Origin of the sequence: Vallitalea pronyensis (assembly GCF_018141445.1) — a bacterium.
Taxonomy (GTDB): Bacteria; Bacillota; Clostridia; order Lachnospirales; family Vallitaleaceae; genus Vallitalea; species Vallitalea pronyensis.
On record NZ_CP058649.1, the window covers coordinates 2,206,761 to 2,222,405 of the forward strand.

The window sequence follows — 15,645 nt, forward strand, 5'->3', positions numbered from 1 at the left end:
AGACTTATTAAAAGTGGTGTTCCTCTCCTGTAAAAATACAGAAAATTATGAAATATAAAATAAATATAAAGTTTATATAAGAAAGTGGGGATATAATTTGTCAGGTAAAGCAGTACTTGAAGTGCAACATGTGTGTAAGAGATTTCCTGGAACGCTGGCAGTAGATGATGTCAGTGTGACATTTCATGCAGGTGAAGTGCATGCCCTTATGGGGGAAAATGGCGCTGGAAAATCTACCCTTATGAAGATGATTGCAGGCTCTTATAACGACTACACAGGTGACATCTTAATCAATGGAGAAAAGAAATTACTTCATTCGCCATCCGTGTCCAAGAAAAACGGCATTGGTATGATCTATCAGGAACTTAGTTTAGCACGACCTATTAGCATTGCAGAGAATATACTAGTGGGGCGTTTGCCTGTAAAATATGGCTTCGTCTTGGATAAAAAAGCCATGGTACAAGAAGCGAAAGCATGTTTGGCTACAGTGAATCTAGATTTAGATCCCATGCTCCATATATCGGAGATCAGCCAGCACCAAGCTCAGTTGGTAGAGATTGCAAAGGTTATGGGAAACAACCCTAATATTCTTGTCTTCGATGAACCAACATCTGCATTATCACGAGAAGAAGCTCAGATGTTATTTAACATCATTAAAGGACTGAAAAAGCAAGGTTTAGCCATCATTTACATTTCCCATCATTTGCCAGAGATATTTAAAATAGCAGATAAAGTAACGGTTATGCGAGATGGGAAAAAAATCGATACCCGTCCTATTCAGGATGTCACCTCTGAAGAATTGGTACACATGATGGTAGGAAAGTCCATTGATAAGTTTTATATGAAGCGTAGTGGACACGTAGGGGATACCTATCTCGAAGTAAAAGATTTAACACGAAAGGGCTTTATACATAACATGTCTTTTAAGGCAAAGAAAGGTGAAATTCTAGGGTTCATGGGTCTATCCGGTGCAGGTCGTACCGAATTAGCCAGGTGTATCGTAGGTATTGACCCCACCCACCAAGGCATGGTGATAAAAGATGGAAAGGATGTCACACCTAAAAACTATGATGAAGGGATCAGACATGGGTTTGCTTATTTATCCGAAGACAGAAAATCTCAGGGGTTATTTTTACGATTAACCAATGAAGACAATATCTTGTCTGCCTTAATTCCCGAGTACTGCCATGGGGGTTTTTATCGTAAGAAAGATACGGTCAATATTGTCATGGAGCAGCTGGAAAAATTACAAGTAAGTCCCCCTAATCCAAAAGCAGGCGTTAACAGTTTATCAGGGGGCAACCAGCAGAAAATATTATTGGGAAAATGGCTGGCAACTAAGCCAGATATTCTTATACTGGATGAGCCAACACGAGGTGTGGATGTTGGCGCCAAGCAAATCATACATGATGTGGTCATGGCATTAGCTGATCATGGAACAACCATATTGCTCATGACGTCAGACCTGCCAGAGCTTGTTGGTTTATCCGATAGAGCTTATGTGATTCGTGGAGGGTACATCATTGGCGAAATGCAAAAAGATCAGTTGACAGAAGAAACGGCATTATTAGCAGCTAATGGGGAAGGGAGTGTATGTGATGTCTGCCAAAGGGAACACAACGTCGTTACAAGCTAGATTTACGGACATGGATGATAAGAAAGTTGTTGGGAAACTATTCGATAAAGCAGGGGTCTATGTCATTGCCTTATGCTTAATCGCTTTTGGCATCCTTGTGGAACCGTCAAAGTTTTTAACACCTGACAATTTATTAAACATACTAAGAAGTGTTGGTATGTTAGGTATCACCGCCTGCGGCTTATCCTTTGTCATCTATAGTTCTCAAATGGCAGATATGAGTGTGCCATCGGCCATGGCATTTTCCGGTATTATCACGGTACAATTTCTTTACCTAGGTCTTGTACCAGCTTTAATTCTAGGTATCATCTTTGGTATGCTCATAGGACTCGTCAATGGTATCGTGGTAGGTTACATACGAGCCAATGCGATTTTGTGGACATTAGCCATGCAATTTGGTATGGAAGGTATCATGCGTTATGTTTGGTCAGGTAATCAGTTATATCCTGATCTAGAACCGGGTACATCAGGGGCATTATTTGTCAGTATTTTTAGAACCAATATTGGGCCGATACCCTTACTCATTCTGGTCATGATTGTTTTGTACATCATAGCAGATATGGTCATGAAGAAAACAAAATTTGGTAATCAGCTAAAACTGGTGGGTTCCGCTTATCAGGTGGCGAAATGTACAGGTATTCATGTGAAGAAAACCGTTTTAATCGCTTTTTTAATCAGCTCATTTACAGCATCCATTGCCGGTATATTTATTACATCCATGAATAAGTTAGGTGTATTTTACTTGGGGGAGGGCTACGATTTTAAGAGCGTTACAGCCATTGTCATCGGTGGTATGGCATTATCAGGTGGTCGAGGCAGTGTGTGGGGCGCGCTTGGTGGTGTACTGGTTATTGGACTACTCAATAACATCCTCACATTTATTGGTATCCCAACGGCTGTTCAAAATGTGTTTGTGGGATTAGTATTTATAGCAGTTGTTGCATTACATACCTATAAGTTAAGAAAGGCAGGTAAAGACTTTGCATAAAAAAAATACACTTGTTTCCATGATTGATAACAATCGAGCATTGCTTTTGCTTATCTTATTGGCTTGTTTCTCTGCATTATTTGCTCCCAACTTTGCTAATCGGATGAATATCACCACCATCTTAATTTCGGGATGCATGTTAGCTATTATTTCAGTAGGCTTTACCCTTGTTTTTATTCTGGCACAGATTGATTTATCCATAGGAGCTACAGCCCAATTCTGCGGCATGCTTTGTGTGGGGTTGCAGCCTACCATGGGTTGGTGGTTAAGCTTAGGCATGGCAGTATTAGCAGGTGCAGTCATCGGTTTGTTTAACGGCATTGTTGTAGCCAAGTTCAAGATTCATTCTTTTATTGCAACCATTGGCACCATGACCATTATTCGAGGTGTTCTTCATCTCTATAGTGATGGGGGTACGAAAAGTATTGACGATTATACCCTTGGTGAATTTTTGGAAACAGGCCAATTTCCCATCTGGTTTATCATCACGGTTATTGCCGTTATTATATTGTTAATTGTGCTTAGTAAACCTGATTTGAAATCGGTCAAAGGTATAAGCAGCGTTGTGCTGCCTGCTCTATTTGTGGTCTTGTGGCTTACGACCAAATTATTCTCACCCATTGTCATTATTACTTTTATGGTCATAGGAATCGGTATATTTTTTCTAGATCATACACGATTTGGAAAAGGATTTTATGTGGTAGGTGGTAATCCAGAAACAGCATGGCTGGCAGGCATCAACAAAGATATGTACATCGTATTAGGCTTTGTCATCTGTGGTATAACAGCAGCTTTAGCTGGTTCTATATTTGCCATGCGACTGAGTTCCATGACGGCTCGCTTTATATTTGCTCAGAAGGCGCTGATGACATCCCTTGCAGCGGTTATTATTGGTGGTACCCAATTAACTGGTGGGAAAGGTCATCTATTAAAAAGTTATTTTGGGGTCTTAATGTTTCAAGTGCTTTTTAACATGATTGGGTGTTTCAGTCTTGGCTTTGAAATACAAATATTCATTAACGGCTTGATTCTAGCAGTGGTTGTTTTCTATGAAGCTTATTCCAACTATCGTCATGAGATGTTGAAAGGACAGCGGCCAGAATTACTAAAAGAAATACAAAACAGAGGGTAAAAGATGATAATGATACGGCTTATTATGTGATCATGGCATGAGAAGGCAATGATGGCTAGGAACATACAGTATGATTATTATTTTTTATAAATGAAATAAAACAATAAATTATAAAATGGAGGGTTTAAACTATGTTTAAAAAAAGTTTTAGCATCCTATTAATCGTGACATTATTGGTGATTTTATGTGCAGGATGTACCGCAAAAAAAGAAGAAGAACCTGAAACAAAACCTGCCACAACTGTCAGTGAAACCACAGAAGAAAAGTCCAATTTAGAAAAATCCAAAGCCATTGATGTGTATTCCATTATCGGCAGTGATGGTCAACCGTTAATCTTAAACACTGAGAAAAAACCTGTACCCGAACGTCCAGCAGATCCCAAAGCATTACCTGAAGAAGATGAGGGACATTGGTGGGATATTGAATATGCAGGATGGAAAACTGTCAAAGAAAACTTACCAGAATCCCCAGCAGACGGCGCGCTCAATAAAAAAGTTGTTTTATTAAAGGCAGGAGATCACCCTTATTGGACAGCATATGTGAATGGTTTTAAGCAAATAGCAGATGCTTATGCCATTGATGTTAAAATACTCAATGGTAACTGGAACATGGATTTACAATCACAACAGGTGGATCAAGCCATTAATGATCAACCAGATGCCATTATTTTCGCACCTGTGGATGCAACGGCTTGTGCACCATTAATGCGTAAGATTAATCAAGCAGGCATACCCATTATAGCTTCCAATACAATCCCAGCCGAAGCGGCTATGAAATATTGTACAGCTTGGACTGGACCAGATGATTGGGGACAATTTAGAATGTTAGCCAGATACTTTGCAGATGAAATGGGTAAAAAGGGTGGTTATGCCATTGTGAGGCATATGCCAGGTTCATCCCCTTACTTTGCAAGAACATTTGCACCTGTTACTGAATTAGTGAACTATGCACCGGATATGGAATTATTAGCCATGGATACAGCAAACTTAGAAGCAGAAGCTACCATGCAACTGGTCTCTGATTGGATTACAAAATACGGCGATGAGTTAAAAGGTTTAATCCTTGCAGGTGACGGTTTTAGTATGACAGGTACGGAAGAAGCATTGAAAAATGCTGGAAGAGAAGATATAATTGTGGTAGCAGCAGGTAATAGTAAAACAGGTATGGATGCTGTGAAGAATGGCGTTTGTGCAGGGATTACCTATCAATCTGCAGAAGGTGATGGGGCCATTGCTCTTTTTACAGCTGTGCGCTATTTTAATGGAGAAACCATGGACCCGGTTGCTTATTTACCAAGACATATTATTACAGCAGAGGATGTAGAGAATTATATGCCAGCTCAATGGTAGGTAGATGAAAGGAAATGAAAAAAATGGGAAACCAAGATTGCGTGGCTGAGAAATTACAAAGAATAAAAGATGCAGCCGCCTTTAATTATCAATGTGATCGAATACCTGTTGGTGAATTCTTCTGGACAGGGTTTATAGACAAATGTATCTCTAAATGGGGAGAAGATTTTGACCCCTATGTGTTTTTTGATTTAGATTATATACCCATTACACCTAATCTGGATCCCCACATTAAACCCTTTGAAATCGTGAAGCAAAAAGGTGATGATATCTATATACGAACAGGTTTTGAAGCGATTATCCATCGTTCAGGAGACATCGTTATGCCTCATTATGACAGCTTCTCTATTCAACAGCCAAAGGAAATGGCTACGTTTACCTTTGATGATCCAACAGATACAAGACGCTTTAACCATGGTGGAGATGATCAAATTAACTGCGTTACCGATGTCTTATTAAGAGATATTCCTGCATGGTCAGATAGGGTAGATACATACAAGAATATATTGCCTGTCTTTGGCTCGGTGTGTGAAGGGTACGAATATGTATGGCGTATACTGGGTACAGAAAATGCATTAATGTGGATGGCCATGGAACCTGAAGCCTTTGGGGACTTTATGAAGCGGATAGGCCATTTTCTTGTAGAACTGACAAAAGCCCAGATTAAAGAAGGAAGAGGAAGACTGTCGGGTATGATTATCTGGGGGGATGTTGCTTACCGTAATGGTATGCTCTTTAGTCCAGCCATGTGGCGTAAGTATTTTAAACCTATAACAAAAGAGCTCATTGACATCTGCCATGGACATGATTTAACAGTTATATACCACGGTTGTGGTAATGCATCTGCCATTTACAAGGACTTGGTTGAATTAGGACTGGATTATTATAATCCTCTGGAAGTCAAGGCTGATCTTGATATTGTCCAAATAGAAAAAACATACGGCGGTCAATTAGGCTTTTGCGGCAACATCGATATGCGCATATTAGAATCAGGTCATCTAGATGCTATAAAACGAGAAGTACTCTATAAAATGCAGGCAGCACATGCAGGCGGCTGGATATGCCAATCCGACCACTCCATCAGTAATGATGTGGAACCAGAAAGTTATCGCTATGCATTGCAAGTTGTAAGAGAATACGGACATTATCCCCTTGACATGGAAAGAATCCAAGAAGAAATAGCTAGTTTAGATAAAAAGCTAACCATCCAGTAAGACCATTTATACTTGGTTATTATGATATTTAATGAGAGGGTGATAAGATGAAACGATATGGCACAGTCATAAAAGTTAAACCCGATAAACTTGAAACCTATAAAAAACTGCATGCGGAAGTATGGCCAGATGTATTGAACATGATCAAAAGATGTCACATACAGAACTATTCTATTTATTATAAGGATGGTTACTTATTTAGTTATTATGAATACACAGGAACCAACTACGAAGCAGATATGGCCAAAATGGCAGCTGACCCTATTACACAAAAGTGGTGGGCATGCTGTAAGCCTTGCCAAGAACCTCTAGAAACAAGAAAAGAAGGGGAATGGTGGGCTGTAATGGAAGAAGTCTTTCATCAAGATTAACAGGATGAGGGTAAAGTACACTGACACATGTTAGGGTGCTTTACCCTTTTACACGTCCAACACATAAAAAACATATAAAATAAGAAGGAAATATCCAACATCAATAGAATGTTTAACCATATAAAGGGGCATAATCTGACAAGGGGACGTTTCGCGTGTTATGTTTTCATGGCTAATCTGACAGGGGGACGTTTCCCTTGTCATGTTTTCATGGTATGGGGATGACACGCGAAACGTCCCCTTGTCAGATTATGCCTTGTCATAAAGGAGGTTTTTATATGAATTTTACTGGCGTGTTTCATGGTATTATGGTATTCTTACTTATCGGGTTATTTCACCCTATTGTTATCAAGGCGGAGTATTATTTAGGTCGAAAAAGTATTGGTTTATTTGTGGTATTAGGCATCATAACCCTTGGTTTAGCCTTAGTGGTGCAAAACATTACCGGTTCTACAGTGCTGGCCACTTTTGCTTTTTGTTGTTTTTGGAGTATAAAAGAAGTTATTGAACAGGAACAGAGGGTATTAGAAGGCAGATTTCCACGTAATCCCAATCGGGTATATAAAATAGGGAATAACAATAAGGTAGTCTAACGTTACTGAAAGGAAGGATGATATGATTAAAAAAGTAATCTTAATCATGGCTGGTTTCATTGCTCTTGCACTAGGGATTATAGGCATTATGTTGCCACTACTACCAACAACACCCTTATTGCTGTTAGCTGCCGGTTGCTTTATTAAAAGCTCCAAAAGGCTATATACATGGCTAGTTCATCATAAAACATTGGGACCTTATGTCTATAATTATTTAGAATTAAGAGCCATAAGTAAAAATACGAAGATTATTGCCATATCATCCATGTGGTTATCCCTTATTATCACCATGATTGTTATCAATAAGGCATTCATGTGCTATATGTTATTTTTTGTAGGTGTGGGCGCAAGCATCTATATATTATCGTTAAATAATGTAGAAAAAGTTAACTGCAAGGAAAGAGAATAAGAGCTTGGTTAGATTTCAATGTCTAAGCAAGCTCTTTTCTTGTCTTTTAGGAAACGCTCGCGACATGCATACACAAGGTATGATGTAAACATCCTTCACAAGACAGACGTGGTCACCTTTCATCTGGTATAGTGACTAATGAAAATCCAGGATATGACCTAATTTTTTAGTATTGTTATTCAAGTTCAACAGTTGAAAGATAAGATTCTATATAAAATAACCAAAAAAAAGTGAAGTCTATTAAAAAAAATATTGCAATTACATAAAAAGGGTGGTATGATGAAAACATACTTTATTTATTGAATAAAGTAAGTCTAGTTCGTGGTAACATGACAAAAATGGCACACGATCAAATAAAAATAAGAAATACTAGGAGGGTATTATGAAAAAATTATGTTCAATGTTAGTGATGATTGTTTTAATAACAGCCTTAGTTGGGTGTGGTGAAAGTGCAGATAAGAAGGTGGATAGCAGTGCAGCAGATGAAGGTAAAATCACCATATGGGCATGGGATCCAAACTTTAACATTGCAATTATGGAGCAAGCAAAAGAGATCTATCTAAAAGATAACCCAAAAGTTGAAATTGAAATTGTAGATTATGCTAAGGGTGACTTGGAGCAAAAATTACATACAAACTTGGCATCAGGTACCACAGAAGGTCTTCCAGATATTGTTTTAATTGAAGACTATAATGCACAAAAATATTTACAATCCTATCCTGGTAGTTTTGAAGACTTAACAGGAAAATTAAAGCACAGTGATTTTGCACCTTATAAAGTGGGTCTCATGACTCTTGATGAAAAAGTTTATGGTGTACCTTTTGACTCAGGTGCAACAGGTTTCTACTACCGAACTGATTATTTAGAGCAAGCAGGTTATTCCGCTGCTGATTTAGAAAATATAACATGGGATCAGTATATTGAGATTGGTAAAAATGTATTAGATAAAACAGGTAAGCATATGTTAGCTCTTGATGCCAATGACGGTGGTCTTATGCGTGTGATGATGAACTCAGCAGGTTCATGGTACTTTGATGAATCTGGAAAGCTTAACGTTGCCAATAACAAAGCCATTCAAGAATCAGCTAGAATCTATAAAGAATTGTTTGATTCAGGTATCGCTAAACCAACAAGTGGTTGGGGTGAATGGGTAGGCGCATTGAATACAGGGGATGTAGCTTCTGTAACAACAGGTGTATGGATTACAGGTTCTGTAAAAGCAGAAGCATCTCAATCTGGCTTATGGGCTGTAGCACCAACACCACGATTAGATTTACCTGGAGCGGTAAATGCATCTAATCTTGGCGGATCAAGCTGGTATGTTTTATCAAGCTCTAAGAGCACAAAAACAGCTGTAGACTTCTTAAATACCATTTATGGATCAAATGTAGATTTCTACCAAGATATCTTAGTGAATCGAGGCGCAGTTGGTTCCTACATTCCATCTCAATCCGGTTCAGCCTATACAAAGGAAGATGAATATTTTGGTGGTCAAAAAGTATATAGTGATTTTTCCGAATGGATGCAGAAAATTCCTTCCATCAGTTATGGTTTATACACATATGAAGCCGATGCAGCTATTTTTGGTGTGATGCCAGAAATATACAATGGTGGCTCCATTGAAGAAGCACTTAAGAAGGCAGAAGAACAAGTTAAATCTCAGATGCAGTAGATTTAACATCATAAATGAATATGAAAAGAAGGGCTGTTCAGTCAAAAATTGTATTTTGATACAGCCCTTCTTTTAGAAAGGAGTGCATGACATGCATCGGAGGCATCAGCATAAAAGGAGAAAAAATTTCTATCAAATGTACGGGTGGTTATTTATACTCATTGCATTGGTTCTTGTTGGCCTATTCAATATATACCCGGTGATTAATTCACTGATATTGTCTACAATGAGTGGCAAAGGTGTTGTCTATTCATTCAATGGGTTAGGTAATATTAAGCGATTATTTTCAGATACCGTCTTTCAAACAGCTTTAAAAAACACATTTATTTTCTTTATCTTTCAAGTGCCCATTATGTTAAGTTTGGCACTGTTAATTGCATCACTTTTGAATGATAAAAAACTAAAGTTTAAAGGATTCTTCCGCACAGCAATATTTTTACCCTGTGTTACCTCATTAGTTGCCTATTCCATTTTATTTAAAAGTATGTTTGGGTATGATGGGATTATTAATGTTGTACTGATGAATTTACATGTGATAAGAGAACCAATAGCTTGGCTTTCGGACCCTTTATGGGCAAAAGTAACCGTTATTATTGCTATTACATGGCGGTGGACGGGATACAATATGATCTTTTACTTAGCCGGCCTACAGAACATCGACCCGGCTATTTATGAGGCAGCAGAAATTGATGGGGCTGGAAGTTTTAAGCGATTCAAATCCATTACGGTTCCTATGCTAAAACCCATCATATTGTTTACTTCCATTATGTCCACCATTGGTACGTTACAATTATTTGATGAGGTGGTTAACTTAACCAGTGGTGGTGCATCCACGTCTTCACTGAATGCTACCCTTACTCTATCCCAATATATTTACGACCTATCCTTTAAATATGTACCTAATTTTGGTTATGCAGCCACGGTTTCCTATATCATTGTATTGATTATAGCTGTTTTAGCCTTTATTCAATTTAGATTAGGAGGTGATCGCGATGAAAAGAATTAAAGGAAGTTTTAAATATATATTTCTTTCCATTGCTTCACTGATATCCGTCTTTCCTTTTATATGGATGGTGATAGGTGCCACCAATACAGCAACGGATATCATTAAGGGAAAAATGACACCAGGCCTAGAAGCCGTCAATAATGTTAAGATGTTGTTAGAGATGGTTGACCTGCCTTTGGTCTTATGGAACTCTGCAAAAATCGCTATCATTTCCACGGTTTTACTGTTACTCATAGCATCCTTAGCAGGTTATGGGTTTGAAATTTATCGTTCTAAGATTAAAGATAAAGTATACGGTGGCTTGTTGTTAACCATGATGATACCTTTTGCTGCTTTAATGATCCCTTTATTCAGGATGTTTACAAAGATGGGTTTACTTGATAGCCACACAGCTGTTATATTACCCACCATCGCCACTGTGTTTATGATCTTTTTCTTTAGGCAAAATACCAAATCCTTTAATCGAGAATTGATTCAGGCGGCAAGAGTAGACGGACTAAAAGAGTACCAAACGTTTTTTTATATCTATGTACCAACCATGAAATCCACATATGCAGCTGCCGGCATCATTGCTTTTATGACAAGTTGGAATAATTTCCTATGGCCGTTGATTATCTTGCAGACAGATGGTAAAAAAACCATTACCTTGGTGATATCATCATTATCATCTGCCTATTTTCCTGAGTATGGTGTCATCATGGTTGCCATTGTTATTGCCACATTACCAACCATATTAATTTTCTTCTTATTACAAAAGAGATTTGTAGAAGGTATGCTTGGATCGGTTAAATAAAGATGACATAAGCGTTTTACGATAATGCAATATAAGGAGTCAAACATGAGAGAAAAACTACGATTAAACAATAACTGGCAATATATCCCTAACTATATTGAAGGTATGGAAAAAGTAAAGCAATGGCAGAGCTATGAATTGGTTCATTTACCTCATAGCAATATTGAACTACCCTATCATTATTTTGATGAAAAGCTCTATCAATTTATATCCTGTTATCGTTTACCCATTCAAGTGGATAAGAAATATACCCATAAGATAGGTATCCTTCGATTTGAAGGTGTGATGGCCTATGCAAAAGTCTTTGTGAACGGTGATTATATAGGTGAACATAAAGGCGGCTATACCCCTTTTGAATTCGATATAAGTCATGCCTTAGTTTTTGGAAAAGAAAACATGTTAACGGTTATCGTGGATGCCACTGAAAGAGAAGATATTCCACCATTTGGGGGACAAATTGACTACTTAACCTATGGTGGTATCTATCGCCAAGTCAGCTTAACCTTCTACGATAAACTCTATATACAAAATGCTCAGATAAAAACCAATAAGCTCTACCAGGACAAGAAAGAGCTTGAAATAGATGTGTATACCCATAACCAAACAGCTTTGGAAACAGTGGGTGAATTCAAGTTGGTCATGACCGATGACCATAATCATGTGGTATATGAAGGAAATAAGCAACTGGATATTGGCAAAGATATTCAAAAAGGCCATTTGGTTTTTGAAGACATAACCGATATTCAATTATGGGATATACACAATCCTAAGTTATACACCGTAAGTCTAACACTTCTTGGTGATACGTATGAGGATACGTTTACAACAAAAATAGGCTTCAGAGAATGTAAGTTTAAGGAAGATGGATTTTACCTAAACAACAAAAAAATCAAATTAATGGGTCTTAACCGTCATCAATCCTATCCCTATAATGGCTATGCTATGCCAAAGCGGGTACAAGAGAAAGATGCTGACATACTGAAACATGAATGTCATGTGAACTTAGTGAGAACAGCTCATTATCCTCAATCCGTTCATTTTCTTAACCGCTGTGATGAAATCGGTTTATTAGTTTTTGAAGAGATACCTGGATGGCAGCATATTGGTGATGAAGCATGGCAAAAGATTGCCATTAACCATGTGGGAGAAATGATTCAAAGGGACTGGAATCACCCCTCCATTATTCTCTGGGGCGTGCGTATTAATGAATCAATGGATAACGATGCTTTCTATCAACAAACAAATGATGCAGCTAAATTATACGATACCACGCGACAAACGGGCGGTGTCAGGTGTATTGAAAACAGTGCATTATTAGAAGATGTGTATACCATGAATGATTTTGTACACGATGGCCATGACATGGTTCTTCGAAATCAACAGGATGTTACACATTTAGACCACCAAGTGCCTTACCTTGTGACAGAATACAATGGGCATATGTATCCCACCAAAAAATTTGACCAAGAAGAACGTCAAATGGAACATGTGTTACGGCACTTAAGGGTTCAAAATGCATCCTATGCCATGGACAATGTTTCTGGTGCTATTGGCTGGTGTGCCTTTGATTATAATACCCACAAAGATTTTGGCTCAGGTGATAAAATATGTTATCACGGTGTCATGGATATGTTTCGAACAAAGAAATTTGCTGCCTATGCTTATGGGTCTCAGGTTTCTCCTGATGTTGAACCTGTGTTACAGCCTGTTACCTTTTGGGCAAGAGGTGAGCGAAGTATAGGCGGGGTATTACCTTTGGTTATTTTAACAAATTGTGACTACATTGAATTCAAGTATGGCGACTTCCCAGCTAAGAAAATATACCCTTCAAAAAGCATGTTTGAAAGTCTCCCCTATCCACCGGTCATTATTGATGAAACCATTATCAATCCAAGTGAAATAGGGGAGTGGGGTATGCTATGGGAAGACTGTGACATAATCGGCTTTGTGGATAATAAAAAAGTCATAGAAAAAAAATTAGCCAAATCGCCCTTACCTACTGACCTTCGCATACAAGCAGATGATAGTACACTCCATGCAGAAGAAAAAGATGCTACACGCATTGTCATCGAAGCCTTAGACCAGTACGGCAATCTTATGCCTTTTTATAATGAATGCATTCATTTGGACCTAACAGGTGTAGGACGTATCATTGGACCTGAAGTATTAACCCTTGTAGGTGGTTCGATTGCTTTTTGGGTTGAAACCGTTAATAAAAAAGGAAGTATTGACATCCATGTATCTTCCATGCATTTTGATAAACAAACACTCTCTATAACGGTACAATAAAATTTGTTGAAATCCTATTATCATAAGGTTATAATAGACAGATAATAGATGAGATAACATAATTTGGATCATTGCATAAGACTGAAGGGTGATGTCATGAAAAGACGAACGACTGCTGATAAAAAATTAATCAAAAAAATCAATACCAATGCTATATTAAATGTTATTAAACAAAAAGGGCCCATTTCAAGAGCGGATATTGCAAAAATACTTGCATTAAATCCAGCAACCATATCAAGTAATGTAAATGATTTGCTTCAAACCAGATTAATTGAAGAAATCGGCATTGGTGATTCCAGTGGTGGAAGAAGACCTATTTTATTACGTGTGAATAGCAAGGAGAATTATATCATTGGTGTGCATACAGAGCTTACACATGTAAATGTTGGCATGATTAACATGGATGGTGACATGCAGGTGAAACACGTTTATCCCTATCCAAAAGCAGGTCGTGAGTTAACGGAAAAGGATATGATGACCATCATTATTAGTGGTATTAAAGACATCCTGTTCAAGTCCAATGTGGATTCGGATAAAATTATTGGTATCGGTTTGGGGATGCATGGTTTAGTCAACTCTGAAAAAGGTGAGTCCATCTTTGCACCTGCTTTTAATTGGCACCATATCTCCATTAAGCAAATTTTAAGTGAAACCTTTGATACGGATATCATCGTGGATAACGATGTTCGTGTGATGGCCATAGGTGAAAAGTGGTTTGGAAAAGCTAAGAAAAGTGACAACTTTATTTTAATAAATCTAAGTGAAGGTATTGGTGGAGCTTTAGTCATCAACGGTAAACTGTATTCTGGTAATACATTTGGTGCAGGGGAGATTGGGCATATTCAAGTAACCCGTCAACCCTATGCATGTAAATGTGGTAACACAGGATGTTTAACAACTGTAGCCAGCGAAGAAGGTGTGGTTGACCGGTTGAAAGAGCTTATAAGTACCAAGGATTATGGGGTATTTCATATTGAGCGTTTAGATGATTTAACCATTGATAAAATATATGATGCGGCTTTTCAAAAGAATCCTGTGGTGGTGAAACTATTAACCGAAACAGGCGGTTACATTGGACGAAGTATTGGTTCCCTTATTAACATACTTAATCCAGAAAAAGTGATTTTAACAGGACCCATGCTAAAAGTTAAAGCATTTTTAATGGATGCCATTAAAGCATCAGCTGCTTCAACAAGCATATCGGATAATTATGTGGAGACAAAAATAACCGTATCATCCATTGAAGAAGACTTGGGTGTTATTGGTGCGGCAACATTAATTATTAACAACTTATTTATGGGAATAGATACCTAAAACATGCTTGTATCATCTCAAATGTTGCCATGGTATTACATATTTTCGTAATAGGTTCAATAAAATTGTTCATATTTGGTAATAAAAAGTTAAATAGAAAGTAATCAAAACGTGATGACTTGTGTAGACGTGCTATGGTATGCTTATTGTGTTAAATGCATTTAACACAATGAGGGCGGTTAATAGGAGGTTATCTTAGGTATTGAATAGGATGAAGAAATACTACATTTACTTGGTTATACTATGCGCTTTGATCGTTGCGTATGCACTATTAACGACACGCAATCTACCTACTTTCAACATCCATGATATTCAGGCCATTACCTTTGTGACACTTCCTTCTCCTCCAAAACAGAAACATGTAACGGAAAAAGAAGATATACATAAGTTTTTAGCGTGCTTCAATAAGCTTAATGGGAAATTCATTCTATTTCAAGCAGCTAAGGGATGGAGGACCCTTATTAAGTTTAACAATGGAAACACGTATAACATAGTCATAGTAGGTAATACAATGAAAGTCAATGGACTATGGTATGTTGTAGATGAAGAGGCTATTGAAGAATTAATAGGGTTATATAACACATTTGATGTGGAAGAAACATCTTATCAACATGAGAGGGAGCTATAAGCAAGCAAGAACAACATTGCAACCTATAAGTTGAAAGAGGGTTCAACCATGGGATAAAGTATGTTCTACTGGGTAGATTGTTAGTTTTCTAAAATTAGAGATGAGTAATAAGGGAGAAAAGAGCGTTCTAAAGTATGGGGACTTTATGAACGCTCTTTTTATCATACCCATCATGGCCAGCATTGCTATAATTTTGGTAAGGTAGTATAATGATGATGATTAAAGATAAAAAAAACGTTCGTTTTATCATA

14 protein-coding genes are annotated in these 15,645 nt (G+C 37.7%); all 14 read left to right on the plus strand.

The window, feature by feature from the left end; translation table 11 throughout:
* The first annotated feature begins 97 nt into the window (after nt 1-97).
* Nucleotides 98-1,636, plus strand: a complete 1,539-nt coding sequence (locus HZI73_RS09055; RefSeq protein ID WP_246552431.1) for a sugar ABC transporter ATP-binding protein — start codon at nt 98-100, stop codon at nt 1,634-1,636.
* Nucleotides 1,599-2,624: an ABC transporter permease gene (locus tag HZI73_RS09060; protein ID WP_212697925.1), complete on the plus strand. Its 1,026-nt coding sequence runs from the start codon at nt 1,599-1,601 to the stop codon at nt 2,622-2,624. Before HZI73_RS09055 ends, HZI73_RS09060 begins: the two co-directional genes overlap by 38 nt.
* 19 nt (nt 2,625-2,643) lie before the next feature.
* Nucleotides 2,644-3,756 (plus strand): ABC transporter permease, encoded by a 1,113-nt coding sequence (locus HZI73_RS09065; protein ID WP_212697926.1) that lies wholly within the window; start codon nt 2,644-2,646, stop codon nt 3,754-3,756.
* A gap of 131 nt (nt 3,757-3,887) precedes the next feature.
* The gene (locus tag HZI73_RS09070) at nt 3,888-5,105 is read left to right on the plus strand and encodes a sugar ABC transporter substrate-binding protein (protein WP_212697927.1); all 1,218 of its coding nucleotides are present in this window, start codon (nt 3,888-3,890) and stop codon (nt 5,103-5,105) included.
* 14 nt (nt 5,106-5,119) lie between these two features.
* A complete protein-coding gene (locus HZI73_RS09075) occupies nt 5,120-6,319 on the plus strand; it encodes a uroporphyrinogen decarboxylase family protein (protein ID WP_212697928.1) in 1,200 nt (399 codons plus the stop codon).
* A gap of 47 nt (nt 6,320-6,366) precedes the next feature.
* Nucleotides 6,367-6,690: an L-rhamnose mutarotase gene (locus HZI73_RS09080; protein WP_212697929.1), complete on the plus strand. Its 324-nt coding sequence runs from the start codon at nt 6,367-6,369 to the stop codon at nt 6,688-6,690.
* Between the two features lie 278 nt (nt 6,691-6,968).
* A complete protein-coding gene (locus HZI73_RS09085) occupies nt 6,969-7,283 on the plus strand; it encodes a DUF4491 family protein (protein WP_212697930.1) in 315 nt (104 codons plus the stop codon).
* Nucleotides 7,284-7,305: 22 nt separating this feature from the next.
* Complete coding sequence (locus tag HZI73_RS09090) at nt 7,306-7,692, plus strand: YbaN family protein (protein WP_212697931.1); 387 nt, start codon at nt 7,306-7,308, stop codon at nt 7,690-7,692.
* Between the two features lie 382 nt (nt 7,693-8,074).
* Complete coding sequence (locus HZI73_RS09095; protein ID WP_212697932.1) at nt 8,075-9,364, plus strand: ABC transporter substrate-binding protein; 1,290 nt, start codon at nt 8,075-8,077, stop codon at nt 9,362-9,364.
* A 91-nt stretch (nt 9,365-9,455) separates the two neighbouring features.
* Nucleotides 9,456-10,370, plus strand: a complete 915-nt coding sequence (locus HZI73_RS09100; RefSeq protein ID WP_212697933.1) for a carbohydrate ABC transporter permease — start codon at nt 9,456-9,458, stop codon at nt 10,368-10,370.
* On the plus strand, nt 10,357-11,163 hold the full coding sequence (locus HZI73_RS09105; protein WP_212697934.1) for a carbohydrate ABC transporter permease: 807 nt from the start codon (nt 10,357-10,359) through the stop codon (nt 11,161-11,163). Before HZI73_RS09100 ends, HZI73_RS09105 begins: the two co-directional genes overlap by 14 nt.
* A gap of 45 nt (nt 11,164-11,208) precedes the next feature.
* On the plus strand, nt 11,209-13,452 hold the full coding sequence (locus tag HZI73_RS09110; protein WP_212697935.1) for a glycoside hydrolase family 2 protein: 2,244 nt from the start codon (nt 11,209-11,211) through the stop codon (nt 13,450-13,452).
* A gap of 96 nt (nt 13,453-13,548) precedes the next feature.
* Nucleotides 13,549-14,766: an ROK family transcriptional regulator gene (locus tag HZI73_RS09115; protein WP_212697936.1), complete on the plus strand. Its 1,218-nt coding sequence runs from the start codon at nt 13,549-13,551 to the stop codon at nt 14,764-14,766.
* A 211-nt stretch (nt 14,767-14,977) separates the two neighbouring features.
* Nucleotides 14,978-15,394, plus strand: a complete 417-nt coding sequence (locus HZI73_RS09120) for a hypothetical protein (protein WP_212697937.1) — start codon at nt 14,978-14,980, stop codon at nt 15,392-15,394.
* Nucleotides 15,395-15,645 lie beyond the last annotated feature (251 nt).

Excerpts from the sequence above, each read along its gene's own strand:
- HZI73_RS09060 (WP_212697925.1), top strand. The coding sequence starts at position 1,599 with ATGTCTGCCAAAGGGAACACAACGTCGTTACAAGCTAGATTTACGGAC.
- HZI73_RS09065 (WP_212697926.1), top strand. The coding sequence starts at position 2,644 with ATGATTGATAACAATCGAGCATTGCTTTTGCTTATCTTATTGGCTTGT.
- HZI73_RS09070 (WP_212697927.1), top strand. The coding sequence starts at position 3,888 with ATGTTTAAAAAAAGTTTTAGCATCCTATTAATCGTGACATTATTGGTG.
- HZI73_RS09075 (WP_212697928.1), top strand. The coding sequence starts at position 5,120 with ATGAAAAAAATGGGAAACCAAGATTGCGTGGCTGAGAAATTACAAAGA.
- HZI73_RS09080 (WP_212697929.1), top strand. The coding sequence starts at position 6,367 with ATGAAACGATATGGCACAGTCATAAAAGTTAAACCCGATAAACTTGAA.
- HZI73_RS09085 (WP_212697930.1), top strand. The coding sequence starts at position 6,969 with ATGAATTTTACTGGCGTGTTTCATGGTATTATGGTATTCTTACTTATC.
- HZI73_RS09090 (WP_212697931.1), top strand. The coding sequence starts at position 7,306 with ATGATTAAAAAAGTAATCTTAATCATGGCTGGTTTCATTGCTCTTGCA.
- HZI73_RS09095 (WP_212697932.1), top strand. The coding sequence starts at position 8,075 with ATGAAAAAATTATGTTCAATGTTAGTGATGATTGTTTTAATAACAGCC.
- HZI73_RS09100 (WP_212697933.1), top strand. The coding sequence starts at position 9,456 with ATGCATCGGAGGCATCAGCATAAAAGGAGAAAAAATTTCTATCAAATG.
- HZI73_RS09105 (WP_212697934.1), top strand. The coding sequence starts at position 10,357 with ATGAAAAGAATTAAAGGAAGTTTTAAATATATATTTCTTTCCATTGCT.
- HZI73_RS09110 (WP_212697935.1), top strand. The coding sequence starts at position 11,209 with ATGAGAGAAAAACTACGATTAAACAATAACTGGCAATATATCCCTAAC.
- HZI73_RS09115 (WP_212697936.1), top strand. The coding sequence starts at position 13,549 with ATGAAAAGACGAACGACTGCTGATAAAAAATTAATCAAAAAAATCAAT.
- HZI73_RS09120 (WP_212697937.1), top strand. The coding sequence starts at position 14,978 with ATGAAGAAATACTACATTTACTTGGTTATACTATGCGCTTTGATCGTT.